The 19,000-nt window shown below is 42.7% G+C and carries 13 protein-coding genes; 8 read left to right on the top strand and 5 right to left on the bottom strand.

The features are described 5' to 3' along the window. Positions 1–59: 59 nt before the first annotated feature. Positions 60–1,388 (bottom strand): S1C family serine protease, encoded by a 1,329-nt coding sequence (locus VLA57_RS09515; protein WP_133104195.1) that lies wholly within the window; start codon positions 1,386–1,388, stop codon positions 60–62. A gap of 259 nt (positions 1,389–1,647) precedes the next feature. Between VLA57_RS09515 and VLA57_RS09510 the strand changes: the two genes are divergently transcribed. Both VLA57_RS09510 and VLA57_RS09505 read left to right on the top strand, forming a co-directional pair. Continuing rightward, entirely contained in the window at positions 1,648–2,466 is an 819-nt protein-coding gene (locus VLA57_RS09510; RefSeq protein WP_133104194.1) for a Nif3-like dinuclear metal center hexameric protein, read from the top strand. A gap of 983 nt (positions 2,467–3,449) precedes the next feature. Continuing rightward, positions 3,450–4,658 carry a transglycosylase SLT domain-containing protein gene (locus VLA57_RS09505; RefSeq protein ID WP_011513450.1) on the top strand — a complete coding sequence of 403 codons (1,209 nt, stop codon included), beginning with the start codon at positions 3,450–3,452 and terminating at the stop codon, positions 4,656–4,658. 92 nt (positions 4,659–4,750) lie between these two features. Here the strand turns inward: VLA57_RS09505 and VLA57_RS09500 are convergent, their stop codons facing one another. The 3 genes from VLA57_RS09500 to VLA57_RS09490 form a co-directional block, all read right to left on the bottom strand. Further along, a complete protein-coding gene (locus VLA57_RS09500) occupies positions 4,751–7,816 on the bottom strand; it encodes a LysM peptidoglycan-binding domain-containing protein (RefSeq protein WP_133104193.1) in 3,066 nt (1,021 codons plus the stop codon). Between the two features lie 175 nt (positions 7,817–7,991). Then, a complete protein-coding gene (locus tag VLA57_RS09495) occupies positions 7,992–8,486 on the bottom strand; it encodes a hypothetical protein (RefSeq protein WP_011513448.1) in 495 nt (164 codons plus the stop codon). Between the two features lie 370 nt (positions 8,487–8,856). Continuing rightward, positions 8,857–10,137 carry a CNNM domain-containing protein gene (locus tag VLA57_RS09490; RefSeq protein ID WP_133104377.1) on the bottom strand — a complete coding sequence of 427 codons (1,281 nt, stop codon included), beginning with the start codon at positions 10,135–10,137 and terminating at the stop codon, positions 8,857–8,859. A gap of 502 nt (positions 10,138–10,639) precedes the next feature. Between VLA57_RS09490 and yajC the strand changes: the two genes are divergently transcribed. From yajC to VLA57_RS09460, 6 genes are all read left to right on the top strand, one after another. Then, entirely contained in the window at positions 10,640–10,966 is a 327-nt protein-coding gene (gene yajC, locus VLA57_RS09485) for a preprotein translocase subunit YajC (RefSeq protein ID WP_011513446.1), read from the top strand. 305 nt (positions 10,967–11,271) lie between these two features. Beyond that, positions 11,272–13,149, top strand: a complete 1,878-nt coding sequence (gene secD / locus VLA57_RS09480) for a protein translocase subunit SecD (RefSeq protein WP_133104192.1) — start codon at positions 11,272–11,274, stop codon at positions 13,147–13,149. A gap of 9 nt (positions 13,150–13,158) precedes the next feature. Continuing rightward, positions 13,159–14,403 (top strand): protein translocase subunit SecF, encoded by a 1,245-nt coding sequence (secF, locus tag VLA57_RS09475; protein WP_133104191.1) that lies wholly within the window; start codon positions 13,159–13,161, stop codon positions 14,401–14,403. Between the two features lie 207 nt (positions 14,404–14,610). Then, positions 14,611–16,029, top strand: a complete 1,419-nt coding sequence (locus VLA57_RS09470) for an MATE family efflux transporter (RefSeq protein WP_133104190.1) — start codon at positions 14,611–14,613, stop codon at positions 16,027–16,029. A gap of 95 nt (positions 16,030–16,124) precedes the next feature. Next, a complete protein-coding gene (locus tag VLA57_RS09465; RefSeq protein WP_133104189.1) occupies positions 16,125–16,856 on the top strand; it encodes an AzlC family ABC transporter permease in 732 nt (243 codons plus the stop codon). After that, positions 16,846–17,205: an AzlD domain-containing protein gene (locus tag VLA57_RS09460; protein WP_133104188.1), complete on the top strand. Its 360-nt coding sequence runs from the start codon at positions 16,846–16,848 to the stop codon at positions 17,203–17,205. The genes VLA57_RS09465 and VLA57_RS09460 overlap by 11 nt, the downstream gene beginning before the upstream one ends. A 111-nt stretch (positions 17,206–17,316) precedes the next feature. Here VLA57_RS09460 and purF read toward each other — a convergent pair whose 3' ends face one another. Then, entirely contained in the window at positions 17,317–18,852 is a 1,536-nt protein-coding gene (gene purF, locus VLA57_RS09455) for an amidophosphoribosyltransferase (protein WP_020443308.1), read from the bottom strand. Positions 18,853–19,000 lie beyond the last annotated feature (148 nt).

Below are 19,000 nucleotides of genomic sequence, written 5' to 3'. Positions count from 1 at the left end.
ATAGATAGCGCGCTTTTTTTTATTGCTCTTAGAGATCAGAGAATCGGTAAACACCCTCTTTACAAAGGTGCACCATCTCTTTCGAACAGCAATAAAAGCTCTTCACGCATACGGTCACGCTCGGCTTCTGACATCATTGGGGTATCTTGTTCTGGAGCTTGTAAGCTTGGTGGCTGATTACCCCCAAGCGTTTCATCTTGAATCACAACAGGAACGGTGACTGGCTCTTCAACTGGACGCTCCTCTAGCAATATCTTCACTTGCGCATTTTTACCTTGACGTAAGATTTGAGCATGCAGCGTGGTATTAGGTGCTTTACGAGCGACATACTGAATCAAGGTATTGGCATCAGTCATCTCAACCCCATCAATGGTCAAAACAATATCGCCAACTTTTAGACCGCTCTTAGCAGCTGGGCTCTTAGGAACCACGTTAAGCACTTCTACGCCTGTTGACGATTCGAGCTGTGTGGGATCTCTCAGCTGTGATTGTATCTCAATACCCAGCCAACCACGACTAACCTTGCCATCTTTGATCAGAGCATTCATCACTTGCTCAACGATAGCGGTAGGAATAGCAAATCCAATACCCATAGAGCCCCCAGAGCGTGAGTAGATGGCAGTATTAATACCAATCAGCTCACCACGTGCATCAACCAATGCACCGCCCGAGTTACCCGGATTGATAGCCGCATCAGTTTGAATAAAGTCTTCAAACTTATTGACGCCAAGCCCTGTCCGCCCGGTCGCTGAAATAATACCTTGGGTAACGGTTTGACCGACGCCAAAGGGATTACCGATCGCTAATGCTACATCGCCTACCAGCGTTGGTTTTTCACGAAAGCCCAACGGTGTAAGCCCAGTCATATCGACTTTAATCACTGCCAAATCACTATCTGGGTCTGTGCCAATTAATTTTGCACGGCTTTTACGACCATCATTAAAAGCAACGGTGATTTCATCGGCTTTTTCGATCACATGGGCATTGGTGACGATATAACCATCATCCGACACGATAACGCCTGAGCCTAGGTTGGTATTGCCTTGCTCTTCTGACGGTGCGCCATGATATTCAAAAAACCGGCGCAACACCGGATCGTTCATATAAGGATGTTCTGCCATCGTCTGCGTGGTATAGATATTGACCACAGACTGGGAGGCTCGAGCCACACCATTATGATAAGAGGCGATAGGCGTTGGTGAGTCCGATACCGGCTCGGAAGCTTGCTGCTCAGCAGGTGTGGTCTTTGGCGGCTCCCATTTTGCCTCCGATGCTGTCTTCATACTCGCAAATAACCAAATAAAGGCGGCTGTGACCAATAGCAGTAAAATCCAGGGTAACCACTTTAAGAGACCAGCCTTGTTCTTGGCATTCGGGGATGACGACATATAAAAACCTCTATAATTTCACATGGACAATCGGTATTAAGGCATATCAGGCGTACGCCCTGATATAAGGCACTTTCACATGTGTAAATTATAGCTGTCCTCATAATACAATGGTAGCGCATCGTGTACCGTTTCAGTTATTGGGCTTGTCTATTCTTTTGCCGCATCATGTTAAAATAGTGATCACGAGAAATAATTCATTATTTATAAATACTTGAGCTACTACAACTATTAATTGAAATTTTTATAAGGGAATACTATGAGCACGCACGATGTCTTAATCACATCATCAAATACTATCATTACTGCACAATCCCTAACTGAATTTTGCGATGATTACTTATCAGCGAATGCCTTTAAAGATTATGCACCGAATGGTTTACAAGTAGATGGCGGTCGGCCTATTCAGCGTATTGTTACTGGCGTGACTGCCTGTGAAGCATTGATTGATGCCGCCATTGCAGATAATGCTGATGCAATCATGGTACATCATGGCTATTTTTGGAAAGGTGAACCTGCCCCATTGACTGGTATGAAAGGTCAGCGTATTCGCAAGCTTATGCAGCATGGTATCTCCTTGATAGGCTATCACCTACCACTCGATGCCCACCCTGTCATCGGTAATAATGCCACATTGGCGGCGGCGTTAGACATGATCATTATCGAGGCACTTTATCCGACTGAGACACATCCGGTTGGTAATATTGCCATCTGTACACCGCAGAATGCTCAAAGCCTTATCGCTCAAATTACTCAAGCATTGGGGCGCATGCCATTACATATTTCCGCTGAGTATAACGTCGATACTAATACCAGTAATAAGTTAATTGAACGGATTGGTATCTGTACGGGCGGCGCACAAGATATGATTGAGCAAGCATCATTAATGGGCTGTGATGCATTTATTTCTGGTGAAATATCAGAGCGTACCACTCATATTGCCCGTGAGCTTGGCATTGACTATTTTGCTTGCGGACATCATGCGACAGAACGCGGCGGCATTGAAGCATTAGGTAGGATTGTTGCTCAGCAGTTTGACTTACCAGTGACATTTATCGATATCGATAATCCTGCTTAAGCAGCAGAACCTTATTTTTCTCCTAAAAAAGACAGATAAGCAGATTTTTGCTTACCTGTCTTTTTTATTTTGGCCAGTAACAGAACAAACTTATATTCATTAAATCGAAATTATGCGATAGAAAACAGGCTAAATTATTACCTTCTATAGTGCTATTGTTAAGTTTTATCGCAATTTTCTTAACTACACTTGAATAATCAGATGAATATCTGCATATTACTATCTGTAGAAAGAATGTCTTGTCATGAGACTCCCCATTATTACAGCTTCCGGTTATGGCACTAAAATGATGATTGAGGTCTAAAATCCTATTATTTTTACTTTTTTAATAGGGCTGTAGATAGCAATCAATATAATATCACCTCGGCTTATACATTCTTGAGTAAGGTGATATTTCCTATTTTAGTGTTGCAGTAGCGGTACAGCAAACTGCTTGATGGTTTTTTAATCATTGGCTTTTATTGATCAGTCTTATTTATCAGACAGATTAACTTGCTTGTCTTTATTGCTGGATAAACGGTATGAGTGACCATTTACTCTTAACATAGTCAGAGTATTTGATTATCCATACCAGCGTAACAACTCTGAGCATATCCTGCTCACGCCACGTTTTTCCAATAATTTATTCATGACCTTACCGATGTTAAAGTGTCTTTTAAATAATGTCGTTTAAATAGTTCGAATCACAGCCAAGTCTATCATTGATGAAGGAATCATCTGATTTAGCGCCTTTGCGGTGTTTTGCAGCCTTTTTTTAGCAATCAGGTATTAAAGTGCTTTTTTATGCTCTTACACCCCTTGCTATAAGGTTGCCAGCTGAGACTGTACGGCTATATTTAAACGAGATGTTATGAGATTTATATGCTCAATAAGTATGTAAATTTTATAGTATTTAAAATGCACCTCTATTTATGCTGCTGATATTGGCGTAAATGAGCACGTATTTTTATGGTAAGTAGGATGGCTAAAATTAGGAGACATCCATGCAGCGAATTACTTATCGTGCGAAAGCATCTGCGCGAGGGGCTAAACGCCGTATCTCATATATATTGCGTCCATCTAAACGCTTGCTAAACACCGAAAGTAACATCGTTCCAGCTATTGCATCTATCAAAGTGACTCGTTTCGCCAAAACCAAGAAATTGGCGCAAATCTCAAGCATCGCCCTACTCTCACTCCCTGCTGAGAGTCTGACGACCATGAATAACCAAGTACCAGCTTATGACCATGTTATGCTGGAGAAGACCTTGACCATCGCTGCTGTTCCAGGCGATAGCACTTATTTTGCGACCGATGGCTTCCAACATGGATTTGGTTACGACTTAGTGCGTAACTATGCTGATGAGCTTGGGGTAAAAGTCACTCTCAAAGCTTATGCTGATGAGGAAGCTGCGCTAAGAGCGTTACAGTCAGGCGATGCGGATATGGCATTGACCACGGCCAGCACCCAATTAAAAAGCCAGCTGAATTTGTCTTCTATTAATGTCAGCTGTGGTTATGATGCCAGTTTGACCAAAAATGGCTTGCATCCTAAAGTAAGCTGGACGTTTAATTCTGCCAATGATCCATTGTCACAAAAAGCCAGCTATTTTTTATGTGATAGCATCAAGCTTGATAATACTCAAAAGCTAGCCGCCTTTTATAACCAAGACTTATTAAAAGATGCCTATAGTCAAGATCATTTCAAGACCACACTGACAGAAAAGCTTCCTGATTATCAGTCTTCGTTTGAAGAACAAGCGCGCAACTACAATCATGATTGGGAGCTTTTGGTTGCCATGGGTTATCAAGAGTCGCACTTGGATGCCAATGCAGTCTCTCCGACCGGAGTACGCGGCATTATGATGCTAACTAATAATACGGCAAAGGCAATGGGCGTCTCAGACCGTGTTGACCCTTACCAAAGTATCGGCGGCGGTGCTCGTTACTTAGAGCAGATGAAAACTGATTTTGCCGATGTACCAAAAACGGATCGTATTTGGTTTGCGCTTGCGGCTTATAATATGGGACCAAATGCTGTTAAAGGTATTCAGCGTAAATTGAGCGCCAAAGGTATCGATGATAAAAGTTGGGCAAATATATATGCCTATCTGTCTGATAATAAAGCGTCAAATAGCCGCTATGGTCAAGCCATGCATTATGTGAGCAATATCAGAAGCTATCTTGAAACAATAAAAACTGCCACGGTTTAATCAGATATTGATAATTGATACTGCCATAAAAAAAACTGCTCTTTGATAAGAGCAGCTTTTTTATTAATAACATTTATTCAAACATGCACAGATTAGCGATTAGGCACCGTTAAGCGTTGACCGCGTTGCAGCATGGTATCGACTGCAATGTCATTCATATCCGCAAGCTCTTTGGTTGAAACGTCGTATTTACGTGCCAAACCAATCAAGCTGTCTCCTGAGCCAACCGTATAGCTGACCGTTACTTTCGGCACTTTGATGGTCTGACCACGTTGTAATTGAGCTTTGGTCGAAATATCATTGGTAGCAGCCAAGTCTTCAACTGAAACACCGAAGCGGCGTGCTAAAACAATGAGTCCATCGCCAGACTGCACCTTATAGCTTTCTGTGTTACCGAGCTTTTTGCCGCTATTACTGGTAGCTGGCGCGCTATCAGACTTACTGGTGGTCTCTGTGCTCACCGAACTACTGCTCTTGCTACTGGCCGCAGCATTCGCACTAGTACTCACGCTACCTTTAGCAGGAATGGTAATCGTGCGACCTAAGATCAAGTTAGAATTGGTCTTGAGGTTATTAGCTGCTGCCAAATCACCCAAGCCAATATTATAACGCTGGGCAACACCCGTCAAAGTATCGCCTGATTTTACCTTGTAGCTGACTGCCTCATCATTTAGCTGACGATCAACCAATTCTTTGGATACAGGAACTTTGATCGTTTGTCCACGTTGTAAACGCGCCTTAGCATCAAAGTTACTGTTTACGGCAGCAATGTCTTCTGCGCTGACCCCAACACTATTAGCAATGCCAATCAAGGTATCCCCTGATTTTACTTTATAATTGCTAGTTGGTGCTGAACTTGAACTGCTGGCTTTGGTTGTGGTGTTATTGCTACTAGCAGTGCTCTGTGTAGCAGTAGGCGCACTGTTAGAAGTAAAGTCTACACTAGCAGGTACTTTTAAGGTCTGACCGACGTATAATGAATCTGTCGTACCAATATCATTAAGACTGGCCAATGTCTCAGTCGTTATATTAAATTGGCGGGCAAGTGCAATCAAGCCATCACCCGCTTTTACTTTATAGTTTTTGGTCGCAGTCGATGATTTCTTCGGTTTAGTAGATGGCGCGGCAGGAGTGCTGACTGGCGCTGTTACTTTGCCTGGGATAAGCCATAGTTTCTGACCTCTTAATAAGTCTGCACGGCTGCTCAAATTATTATAACTTGCTAACTGCGTCACTGATAAACCAAAGCGATTGGCAGTACCTATAAGAGTATCACCACCTTGTACCACATAACTTTCAGGCTGGCTCGCGACAGTGCTGCTGGTAGCGCTCAATGGCTCGATAGTTTTGGCATTATATAGATACAAAGTACTACCAGAGAGTAGCTTGGCACTGGCATCCATCTGATTCCATTCGGCAATATCACGCCAGCTCACACCAGAGCGACTGGCGATATTAGCCAAAGTATCACCGCGTTTGACCGTATAAGTGGTACGTGTGCCTTGTGGTTTTGGCTTACTAACTGAGGTTTTTGGGAAGCTCAGTTTCTTCTCTTGTCCCGTGGCTTCTAAGACGGACTGCTGCGTCTGCACGGCAGATAAATTGATATTACCATCGGCGTTAATAACATTGGTTTCAGGCGTATTAATACGAATTTGATTGGCAATAAAATCACGCTCCGCTTTACTTAGCGGCGGCTCTTGAATGATGGTATTGTTTTGAGTGATTTGTGCTGATGTGGTCGGTAAGCTGTTACTACTTTTCAGCTCAGCATTGATTTTTTTGGTCTCTGCTGAGGTTAAAGGTGGCTCTGTACGCACTGAGGCACTGCTGCTATAAACTGAGCTGCTGGTCGTTGATGACGATGGCGGAATATAGCTGGTGGTTTGCTGCGGGACGCTTGCACTGGCAGCATAATCAGCAAGACCCTTGCCAGTACCCGGCAATGATGAGCTGGTAGTATATGGCTTATTATTATAGCTTGGCGTTGTTGAGCCAGAGTAGCTTGGCGTAGTCGTCGTAACAGCATTGCTAGAAGCGAGAATATTACTACTGCCATTACCCCTCAAAGCGCTCAGCTTCACATCAGTGGTCAGACTGACATCATTAGGAATAATAATACGCTGCGGACCTGATGAATCGATACGTGCTGAGGTTAACGCCGTATTTAATCTTTCTAATTCATCGTAGCTAACACCCGTGACTTGCGATACTTCAGCTAAGCTTACGCCATAGTTGACAGGCACACTACGGAAATGCTGACGGTTAGCGATAGCCGGTAAATAGACACCGTATTTTTCAGGTTTGGCAACGATTTCGGCAACTGCCAAAAAGCGTGGTACATAGTTCATGGTTTCAGTCGGTAATCTGAGTGACCAATAATCGGTAGGTAAACCTTGAGCTCTATTGGCATCAATGGCTTTTTGCACACGACCAGGACCGGCATTATAAGCGGCTAATGCCAGCTCCCAACTACCAAACTGATTGTGCAATGCGGTCAAAAAGTCATAAGCGGCACGTGTTGACTCAATCACATCACGGCGACCATCATATGTACTGCTTTGATTTAGACCATAAATACGTCCCGTACTTGGAATAAACTGCCATAAACCTGCTGCTGCCGCACTACTGGTGCCACTTGGATCGTAGGAGCTCTCAATCACAGGCAGCAAAGCCAGCTCGGTTGGGATATTGCGACGCTCTGCCTCTCTTACTGTGTGATAAATATAGCGACTGGCACGTGCTGTTAAACGGTTTAGATAGTCCTGTCTACTGGTAAACCAGCCTTTTTGTGCTTCAATACGCTGATTATAAACAGGCTGTCCACCGTTCATCCGATACCCAGCACGCAGGCGATTCCATAAGTCACCATATTGTTGAATAGCAAGTTTGTTGCCCTCAACCATAGTCATATCAGTGGCTTCCAATAAATCAGCAAGCTCATCTAAGCTTTCAGCATCCAAAAATGCAGTCGAATAATCTGCATTTCCCGTTGGCTGAACTTGCGTGGTAGGACGCTTAACCACAGCTGTACTGCCAGTCGCACCCGTCTTTTTCACCGCTGATGTATTACTACACGCACTGATAAGAAGAGTTGACACCGCAAGCGTCAATGGTAAAGCTATAAATGAGCGATAGTTTGATGACACAGTAGACATGATAATGGAAGTTTCCTAACAACGAGAAGTGATGAAATAAAGTTGACCGATAGTATAGTACGCAATATCGAATAAAGACCAGCTCAATATAAAAGATAATGCACAAAAATTAATGTGCCCTATCATTGATGGCTAAAGGTTCTGCTTATTAGCTGACTTTATTATTGAACGAAGACTAATTAATCGTAACTTGGGATACAGCACGCAGAAGTATGGCGTCACCAGTAGACAAAGCCAGTGTCACTCTTGAAGTGGTAACAAAGGAGACCTTTTGACCATCTTTGACCCAGCTTTCATTGGTCGTTACATTGGCTTTTGCCTGTTCACCTGAAATTACAATGTTATCAACATTGATGTCATAGCGATAGTTTGAGGTATTGCCCCAGCTATTTTGCAGCAGTTTTAAATAAGCCTCTTTATCCAAACTGGTAGACTTACCTTTTCTTGACAATGAAATCAATGCCTCATCAGAAACCAAACGCGCCACCTGATTAATATTTCGATTATTAGCAGCAGACTTCATAGCAGTTGCGTAGTTTTGTACCAAGGCTTCAGTCATGGTTGCTGCTTGCGCAGTGATAGTTATGGTGCTGACAGCAGCAACGATTGCCGCCAAGCTGGCACCTTTTATCAATAGAGCCAATAGCCCTTTTCCCCATAGTTGTTTCATGATATTCCTTAATGGTGGCTTTATAATCATTACTATTGAACGACAATGAAATAGCTACGATTTAATTATAGAGTGCTATTTATATCCAATAAATCTTATACCCTAAACTTTTAACTACTAACGAACTAGTATCTTCAATCGATGTAGTAATTAACGAGTATTTCTATTGATAGGCATTTCTAGCAGCCTCTTATTAGGATACTTTTAGCCTATCACTTAATTCTCACAGCCATGTGACACCCTGTGTAATTATTGCGACTACCTCAGTAAAGTATGCTTTTTGAATAAATGAGCTATCTTATAAAAAGCATACGATAAACTATCAGTAGTTTACGCAATAAAAACTGATTAAATTTTTACTGCTTACTGCTTACTGCTTACTCTCAGCCGTATAGTCTTCATAATGCTCATCATCGCTCAGCTTCATACCCAAGCGCTCGACACGTCTGTCCATCATTTGCCGTGCCAATGCTTGCATGTCTTCAACGCGATCTATCTCATCGACAATCTCAAGACCTAAGAGAGTTTCAAACACATCTTCTAGAGTAACTAAACCTTTGACTTCCCCGTATTCACCGACCGTAATGGCAATATGGATACGGTTTTTAAGCATCAGCTCAAGCAAATCAAACAATTTCATCTTTGAAAAAACAAAAGTAATGTCACGTTTAAACTGCGTCAGTGGCTTATGTACGGCATGATTCACTTTTGCTAATAGCATGTCTGTTTTTAAGACAAAACCTGTAATATTATCCAAATCACCATCATAAATCGGTAGTCTAGAAAAGGTCAATTTTGGACGATCAACCAGCAACTCTGCTACTGTTTTATTCTCTTCAAAAGCCAGCATCACCGAACGAGGCGTCATAATATCTTCAACCTTAATAGCACCAAATGCCAGTAAGTTTCGGATAATACGCGACTCTAATGGATCGATTTGTCCTGCTTCTTCACCAATACTGGCAAGCGCGGCAAATTCGCGACGGCTAAAGGTTTGTGGCTCTTTACCACGTACCAGCAACTTGGTGAGTTTTTCTGAGATCCAAATTAGTGGATATAGCAGTAAAATAATACCACGTACAAAGTAGGCAACCATGCCACTGAGTTGACGCCAGTACATCGTACCTAAGGTCTTTGGAATAATCTCAGATAAGAATAAAATAGCAAGGGTCATGATGGCAGAAAACAAACCAAACCAAGCACTACCAAATACAATCGTCGCTTGCGCACCTGCGCCTATCGAGCCTAGTGTATGTGCCACTGTATTCAAGGTCAAAATAGCAGCCAAGGACTGATCGATATTATCAATCTTTAAGCGTCTTAACATATGGGCTTTTTTTGGATTGCGCTCTTGAACATCAGCGATATAAGACGGCGTCATCGTCAGGAGTGCTGACTCTGCCAGTGAACAGATAAATGAGATACCAATGGCAACGAGTACATATAGTATGAGCAGCAATATGCTACTTGTACTTGGGTCCGCTACTCCTTCAGCTGCCCAGACCGTTTGCGGTAGCAGCAGCGTTATCCAGACAGATAACGCCAACAATGATTTGATACTCAAGCGAGTATCGCCAAGCATCGTCGGGGGAGGTTTGGCAGAGGCGTCTTTACGACAAGCACGCGAACGATGTAAACGAGGTACAGACATAAAAGAGGTGAACAAGTTAGGTAACCTAAACAAAGAAGTAAAAGGAAGTCACAATATATCATGAGCAGAGCCAAGCAGATAGAAAATATTATCTGATATGGTCTGGATCTTTGATATATAAATGAGCACATATCGCTCAGCACAATGGCTTAAATCTTACTGTAAAGACTGGCGGCTATTTGCTTTCGATAGTAGCATTGATGCGCTTATTTCACAATAAATCGCTATATATTTCAATAATCACGATACATTTGCGAATGAGAGAAATACGGGTTTCGCTTGATGGCATGTTAACTATTTACTATTGGGCTTGTTTTATAAGTCAATGGATTCTATATAATGTAGACAGCTTAAAAAGTAAGATAGGCAAAGTAATGCGCTATCAACATGCCTTTAGCTTAAGAAAAACATAACCAGCTTATGATTAACAGTTACCAAGTCTGGTATTTTTTGCTACTATGCGTCTAAATTAATTGTTATCTATAACTTGTCGAGAGAAACTATGTTGTTATTTATCCAAGCCGCTCATGCTGCTGAAACTGCCGGTGCGGCATCACTGTTCGGTCAAATCTTATTACCAGTTGCTTTTTTTGCTATTTTTTACTTTTTGGTGATTCGTCCACAATCAAAACGTACTAAAGAACATCGCGCTATGGTAAGTGCTTTGACAGTCGGCAGCGAAATCATATTTGCTGGTGGTTTGATGGGTCGTATCAAACATTTGGAAGGCGATTATGCAGTGGTAAGCTTAAATAATAATACAGATATCAAGGTACAACGTGCTTCTGTTATTTCAGTATTGCCAGCTGGTACTATCGAAAGCGTTTAAACGTCATTGGCATCTTTGATAATTGATATATGTGATCGTTAAAGTTAGTCAGCACGATAATGACTGACTATTACTGTATCAGTATCAATTAACAGTTGTAATGATTATAAAATGACCGTACATTATTTACGGTCATTTTTGGCTTTATCGTTTTATGCTTTATTATCATCGCGGATGATCACAGTGGTGCACTATCATGGCTTCTATGGCAGCTAAATAAGCACCTCACCATTGTTATCGCTAACTTCCCATCTGCTAACTTGTGGCCTGCGTCGCCAGTAGTTTATCAACCTAAAGAAGTGATTATGCAATATCCCGCTTGGAAATACCTACTCATCACCGTCGTACTTATCATTGCCGGTCTATACGCTGCTCCTAACTTATATCCTGACGAACCTGCCGTACAGATTACCAGTGCTGCAGCAGGCACACAGTTGTCTGATGGCATTTTAACGCAGTCACAAGACCTGTTAAAAGAAGCTGGCTTGAACTACCATGATGGTACGTTTAAAGGTAACAGCGCATTGGTACGTCTTGACAATCCAGTCGATCAGCTCAAAGCTCAGGAAGTATTGAGAAAAAACTTGGGTGAGAACTATGTAGTCGCACTGAACTTAGCGCAGACAACGCCGCAGTGGTTGCGTGATATCGGCGCCAAGCCCATGAAACTTGGTCTTGATTTGCGTGGCGGCGTTCGTTTCGTCTTAGAAGTTGATATGGACAAGGCGCTCGAACAACGTCTGACCAGTGCCAGTCGCGATATTCGACGAGATCTAAGAGCTGAGCGCATTGCTGTTAAAGGTATTAAAAACGACAAGCGTAGCGTGGTATTGCATTTTTCCGATACAGACACTCGTAACCGTGCCCAAAACGTTTTGCAAAGCTCAATGGGTAACACCTTTGCCCTGCAATCTTCTATTGATGAGCAAGGCCCTGCCCTGATTTTGGCGTATAACGATGCAACGCTTGATGAAATCAACAGCTATGCGGTCAATCAAAACTTGACTACCCTACGCAATCGTATTGCTGAGCTTGGGGTAACAGAAGCCTTGGTACAATCACAAGGCGCTAGCCGTATCGTCGTTGAGCTACCAGGTGTACAAGATACCGCTGAGGCAAAACGCGTCCTTGGTCGTACGGCCAATCTTGAATTCCGTATGGTCGCTGAAGGTGCCGAAAACTATACAGGCGGTATTCCACCTGCCGGTACTGAAGCGTTCCCATTTGAAACCCTTGATGGGCCGCCAGTATTATTAGAGCGTCAAGCGATTGTCACTGGTGATAAAGTTACCAATGCTCAAACCGGTATTGATGAAAGTGGTTCACCTGAGGTTAGTATCACCTTAGACAGTGCTGGTGGTAAGCTGATGCAGAATGCTACCCGTACAGCGGTTGGCAAACAAATGGCAGTATTGTTTATTGAAAATAAACAGCGCATCGCTTATGAAGAAGACCCAGTTACTGGCGAAACGATTGAAGTTCGGACGCCATATGCTGAAACAAAAGTCATTAACCGTGCAAATATCCAAGCAGTACTAGGCTCATCTTTCCGTATCACTGGTCTGGATAGTAGTGCTGAAGCCGCTGAGCTTGCATTGTTACTACGCTCAGGCGCGTTAGCGGCACCGATGTATTTCGTTGAAGAGCGCACCATTGGTCCATCACTGGGTCAGGAAAATATTGATAAAGGCTTATTCTCTACGCAGGTTGGTTACTTACTAGTCTTTGCATTTATGATTATCTTCTATCGTCTGTTTGGTGTGATTGCCAATATTGCTCTAGCAGTTAACGTTATTATTATTATCTCTATTATGTCCATCTTAGGCTCATCACTGACGTTACCGGGTATCGCTGGTATCGTATTGACCATTGGTATGGCGGTCGATGCTAACGTTCTGATTTTTGAGCGTATTCGCGAGGAGATAGCTAATGGAGTGAGACCGAAATCGGCTATCGTGGCAGGTTTTGATCGCGCCTATAGTAGTATTTTCGATGCCAATATCACAACCTTACTGGTCGCCTTTATCTTATTTGCGATTGGTACAGGTCCGATTAAAGGCTTTGCGATTACTTTAGCCATTGGTATTGTCAGCTCGCTGTTTACGGCTATTTTGGTAACCCGTGCACTGATACAAATTGCTTATGGTAAGCGTAAATCTATCAAACGTCTGAGCATCGGTTAGGAGAAAACTATGGCAATCGATAATAACAATCCTCTAGAAAAACAGAACAATCCTGAACCGAATGGCTCAAATAATGAAGCAACTACGCGTCGCCGTAAAAAGCCGCGCCGTGATGGCAAAGGCAGCAATACCCAAACCAATAACGCCACTGCTAAAAAATCAGCTAATAAAAATCTGCGGAGTGGCAAAAGCGCTAGTAAAGACAGTCAAGTACTCGCGCCTGCTGCTATCGATCCTAACTTAGCATTGGGTGACGCTGCTGACGATGCCGCTGCCTATGCCGAAGGCGGTATCAAAGCCGTTGGTGATCAGCGTATCATCCCTTTTATGAAGATAGAAAAGCCAATGGGCATTTTATCAATCATTTTGGTGATTGGTAGTATCATTGCAATTGCGGTCAATGGCTTAAACCTTGGTCTTGATTTTACCGGTGGCGTGTCAGCAGATGTGCGCTATGAGCAATCTGTCGAGCAAGGTGATGTGGTTACTGCGTTGGCAGATAATGGCTTTGATGATGCAGTCGTGCAGTACCTAGGCACCTCGCAAGAGCTGCTAATACGTTTGCCACCTCAATCTGATAACATCGATGGTCTTAACAGCAGCTTGAGCGAAGCATTAGCGCTACCTAATAACGATGTTGAAATCAGCAACGTGAATATTATCGGTAGTCAAGTGGGTAATGAGGTTTACTTAAGCTCAGTCATGTCAATTGTGCTTGCACTAGCGTGTATGCTAGGATATGTTGCCCTGCGCTTCCAGTTCAAACTGGCACTTGGCGCGGTATTGTCCTTGTTCCATGATGCTATCGTGACCATCGGTGTCTTTGCCTTATTTGGCTTCCCATTCGATTTAACAGTACTAGCAGCCATCTTGGCATTGATTGGTTATTCATTGAACGATACCATCGTTGTCTATGACCGTATCCGTGAAAATTTCCGCCGTGTCCGTGGTATCAGTCCGCGTCAAACGATTGATTTGTCATTAACAGAGACACTACGCCGTACGATTATGACCATTTCAACCGTGCTATTAGTGGTATTAGCAATGCTGTTCTTGGGCGGTGATGGCTTATTCTGGTTCTCAGCGGCACTGTTTATTGGCTTACTTGCTGGTACTTATTCATCTACCTATATTGCAAGCTCGATTCCTCTAGCGATGGGTCTATCACGTGATGACTTTATCGTCAAAGTAAAACCTGAGTTTGAAGAAGAGATCGTGACTTTCAATGATCCAAAGATGTTTGAACAAGATTGATAATGGCACCCCTGCTCACTTGGTAAATTCTCTATTAAGTAAGTAGATAAGCGTGATCATGAAAAAAGCACCTAGACTCTAGGTGCTTTTGTTTATGTATAATGGTCAAAATCAAATCAATACCTAAAAATTTTAGCGCTACTATAAGTTATTATCCTTAGCACTACCTATGAGCATTCTTAATCTGCCTATCTAAGCGATTGCCTTATGTCATCTATCCTGCCGCCACGTCCTATGCCGCCTATTGATACTCGCTATACGCGTATTATCGCTATTGCATTGCCAGTATTATTGGCAAATCTTGCAATGCCACTACAAAGCGTCATTGATACGGCGATTATTGGCAATATGAATGATACGGCAAAACTTGCTGGTATCGGGCTTGCAGTACAACTGCTATCACTATTGCTCGTCAGTTTTAACTTTTTGCAATATGCCTCATCTGGACTTTCTGCTCAAGCTCTTGGGCAATTAGATAATAAAAATACCGCTCATAACGATACTCTAAAGAATAATCCTAGTCAGCAATCACCGCTGTTGTCCATCTTGCAACGCGCTTTGGTGTTGGCATTTATGATTGGTGCAGTTTTACTACTGGTAAAACCTTGGCTAATTGATTTTGGTCTACAAGCGCTTGCCGCCAATCCTGATAGCGGCGATGCAGCAAAGACCTATTTAGATGTGCGCTTTTGGGGTGTGATTGCTGAGCTAATGAACTTTGCTTTTATTGGCTGGTTTGCAGGTCAAGGCAAGACCCGTTATATGCTATATCAACAAGGTTTTATCGCTATACTCAATATCATTCTGACACTATTTTTTGTTTTTGCAATGGATATGGGCTTGGTCGGTGTCGCATTGGGTACAGCGATTGCCTTCTGGCTGGGCGTAGTATTGGCATTATGGTTAAGTCGTCTACATTTGAAAATCTCTTGGCAGGCGTTATTTACCGCTGACCCGCAGCATTTTAATAAAGATAAGATGCTTAGGCTATTTTCACTAAATAAAGATATTTTTATTCGTACGCTTATTTTAACGTTAAGCTTTGCTTGGATTACTCGACTCTCTGCTCAAAGCGGCGACGTCATACTCGCTGCCAATGCTATTTTATTACAAGTATTAAGCATCTCAGCCTTTGCCCTTGACGGGGTGGCAGTCTCTGCTGAGACGTTAAGTGGACAAGCAGCAGGTCGACGAGATTGGTCGCGCTTTCGCATTATCGTGAAGCGTACTGGCATTGTGAGCTACGGTCTTGCTATCCTGCTAAGTGCGATATGGTGGCTTGCCATGCCCACATATTTACAGTTTATGACCAATATCGAACCTGTTTTTACGCTTGCTTATGACTATCATTTATATGCTGTCCTGTTACCACTTGTCGGAGTTGGTGCTTACTGGTTAGATGGGATATTTTTTGGTTTAACAGCAGGTAGCATTATTCGCAATGCAGCCCTTATATTAGCGGCTATCTTTTTCCCATTGAGTTGGTGGTTTTATCAGCAGTGGGATATGACGGGCATCTGGCTCAGCGTATGGTGTTTATTGTTGCTAAGAATGCTGATACTTGCTGGATTTTTATACCGTGCTCATCAAACTGGTAGCTATGAAAAACTCCAACTTGACCATTGACCATTGACCATTGACCATTGAACGATCAGCATTACACTATTAAGCTCCCTTTAAAATTTAATAACAAACAAAAATGGTAAAAACTAGGATGTGACGTGAATACTCAATCAAATGAGATCAATCAAACTCAGGTACAGGGCTATGACTGGGGAGAAGGCTTTAAAAAAAGCTTACCAGTCGCTATGGGTTATTTGCCAGCGGGCATCGCCTTTGGTGTGCTTGCGCAAGTTGCTGGTATACCAGTATGGGCAACGATTATGCTCAGCGTAGTGTTATATGCGGGTGCCGCTCAATATGCCTGCCTACCAATGTTAAGTGCTGGATTACCGATTGGCAATATCGCAACCAATATTGCTGCTATTAACTTGCGTCATGTTTTTTATGGCATGCCGTTATTACAATATCTCCCAAAGAATAAAATAGCCAAGACCTATTGCTTGTTTGCTCTAACTGACGAAACTTTTTCGGTGATGACCAGTTTGCCGAATGAATCACGACAAGCATTGATAGTGCCCATAAGCTTATTCAATCAAAGCTGGTGGGTATTAGCAGGTGCGATTGGTGTAATGATTGGTAGCGCTCTCAGTGATTTGGTGCCACATTTAGACTTTGCCTTGGTCTGTCTATTTGCGATTTTAGCTTATGAGCAATTCCAAAGTATCAAACGCTATTTCCCTATTATTATTGCTGTTATTGCTTTAGTTATCGCCTCGTTTTTTACCAGTAACTGGTTATTATTGGTAGCGATTACGATTTGTATGCTTATGATTTTAGTCCGTGGAGTTTGGGTGCAGCGCAGTGTGCAAGGAGGCAGTAATGAGCAGTAGTTATCTGATTTTTGCAACGTTCGCGATGGCAGCAGTGACTTTTATTACCCGTGCCCTGCCCGCTCTGATACCTAAAAAACTGCTTGATACACCTTGGCTACATCGCTTAAATGAAAGTTTGCCGCTATCTGTGATGGTATTACTGATTTTAACCAGTTTGTCTTATCAAGGACTGTCACACAATATTGCTTTGAACAGTGCAGAGGTGCATTTATTAATGGCACAAATAGGCGCTTTATTATTGGTATTGTTTGTCTATCATATTAGCCGTCAATTACTGGTCAGTATGGTGGTCGGTATCGCTGCGATTAATGGCTTTTTATGGTTGTTTAATACATTTTTAATATAAAAAACCAATCTTGAAACCACATGTTTTAATAATAAATTTAATAGCAAAAAGGCTGAATTCATTGAGAATCCAGCCTTTTTTTACTTACTTTATTTTAAGATATAAAGAAGCTTAAAGTTCTTCTACACCCATCATATCTACTGGCGTATCAGCGACTATTTGTACCCCTTTTTTACCCTTTTTAGCAGTGTCGTTACGCTGCTCTTGCAGATGCTCAAGATACGCTTCATTGATTTGACCAGTGATGTAGCAGCCATTAAATACGGCACAATCAAAACCTTCAACTTTACTATGCTTAGTGTCTTTGACCGCTTCAATCAAATCGTCCAAATCTTGGAAAATTAAGCGGTCAGCACCGATGATATCACGCACTTCTTCAACGCTATGTCCTGAGGCGATAAGTTCGCTACGCACTGGCATATCAATACCATAGACATTTGGATACTTAACCGGTGGCGCTGCACTGGCAAAGAATACCTTGCGCGCGCCTGCATCACGTGCCATTTGGATAATCTCATGGCACGTAGTACCGCGCACGATTGAATCATCAACCAAGAGTACGTTTTTGCCTTTAAACTCAAGTGGCACTGCACTTAGCTTTTGACGCACTGACTTTTTGCGCTGCTGCTGACCTGGCATGATAAAGGTGCGACCGATATAGCGGTTTTTCATAAACCCTTCACGGTACTTGATATTCATCTTTAGCGCTAGCTCCATCGCTGAGGTACGCGAGGTATCAGGGATAGGAATGACCACATCGATATCATGATCTTCACCCCATTCAGCAAGGATTTTATCGGCCAGTTTTTCACCCATACGTAGGCGTGATTTATAAACGGAGATATTGTCCATAATAGAATCTGGACGGGCAAAATACACATATTCAAAGATACAAGGTGTATATTCTTTTTGCTCAACGCACTGATGCGTATGCAATTTATGGTCTAAATCAATAAATATAGCTTCGCCTGGCTTAACATCACGAACAATACTAAAACCTGAACCGGTCAGAGCAACCGATTCTGATGCCACCATATATTCTGTGCCGCCATTAGCTGCCATGCGCTTACCAAAGATAAGCGGACGAATGCCGTTTGGATCGCGAAATGCTAGCAAACCATGACCAGTAATCAAAGCGACTACGCCATAAGCGCCTTCAACACGGCCATAAACCGCTGTCACTGCTTCAAAGATGTCAGCAGGCGTTGGATGGGTTTTGCCTAGATTTTGCATTTCATGTGCCAGCACATTGAGCAAAACCTCAGAATCTGAGTCGGTATTTAGATGACGACGATCTTCTTGATAAAGCGACTTCGCCAAGCTCTCAGCATTGGTCAAGTTACCATTATGTGCCAGCGTGATACCGTAAGGCGAGTTGACATAAAAAGGCTGCGCTTCAGCACTGCTTGACGTGCCAGCAGTCGGATAACGCACATGACCGATACCGAATTTACCGACCAGCTTTAACATATGGCGATTCATAAAAACGTCACGTACCATGCCGTTTTCTTTGCGTAAATATAAACGTCCATCCTGTAAAGTCACAATACCTGCCGCATCTTGCCCACGGTGCTGCAACATGGTTAAGGCATCATACAAAATTTGGTTGACCGGCTCATGAGCTGCGACCCCAACGACTCCACACATAGTTGTATCCTATTTTGAATTTGAACCACACATTAAAAACACAATAACGGCATCACTTCTGATAAAGTCGCTTTAGTTTGTGACCTATCATATGCCGCCAAGCTGATGATGTTTGCTAAGATTAAAATCTTTTTAAGAAGAGAATGAT

Source organism: Psychrobacter sp. S4(2024), assembly GCF_036861305.1.
GTDB lineage: Bacteria > Pseudomonadota > Gammaproteobacteria > Pseudomonadales > Moraxellaceae > Psychrobacter > Psychrobacter cryohalolentis.
This window is presented reverse-complemented; position numbering and strand designations above follow the sequence as displayed.

Coding starts and splice junctions, on each gene's coding strand:
- VLA57_RS09515 (WP_133104195.1), bottom strand. CDS start 1,388: ATGTCGTCATCCCCGAATGCCAAGAACAAGGCTGGTCTCTTAAAGTGG.
- VLA57_RS09510 (WP_133104194.1), top strand. CDS start 1,648: ATGAGCACGCACGATGTCTTAATCACATCATCAAATACTATCATTACT.
- VLA57_RS09505 (WP_011513450.1), top strand. CDS start 3,450: ATGCAGCGAATTACTTATCGTGCGAAAGCATCTGCGCGAGGGGCTAAA.
- VLA57_RS09500 (WP_133104193.1), bottom strand. CDS start 7,816: ATGTCTACTGTGTCATCAAACTATCGCTCATTTATAGCTTTACCATTG.
- VLA57_RS09495 (WP_011513448.1), bottom strand. CDS start 8,486: ATGAAACAACTATGGGGAAAAGGGCTATTGGCTCTATTGATAAAAGGT.
- VLA57_RS09490 (WP_133104377.1), bottom strand. CDS start 10,137: ATGTCTGTACCTCGTTTACATCGTTCGCGTGCTTGTCGTAAAGACGCC.
- yajC (WP_011513446.1), top strand. CDS start 10,640: ATGTTGTTATTTATCCAAGCCGCTCATGCTGCTGAAACTGCCGGTGCG.
- secD (WP_133104192.1), top strand. CDS start 11,272: ATGCAATATCCCGCTTGGAAATACCTACTCATCACCGTCGTACTTATC.
- secF (WP_133104191.1), top strand. CDS start 13,159: ATGGCAATCGATAATAACAATCCTCTAGAAAAACAGAACAATCCTGAA.
- VLA57_RS09470 (WP_133104190.1), top strand. CDS start 14,611: ATGTCATCTATCCTGCCGCCACGTCCTATGCCGCCTATTGATACTCGC.
- VLA57_RS09460 (WP_133104188.1), top strand. CDS start 16,846: ATGAGCAGTAGTTATCTGATTTTTGCAACGTTCGCGATGGCAGCAGTG.
- purF (WP_020443308.1), bottom strand. CDS start 18,852: ATGTGTGGAGTCGTTGGGGTCGCAGCTCATGAGCCGGTCAACCAAATT.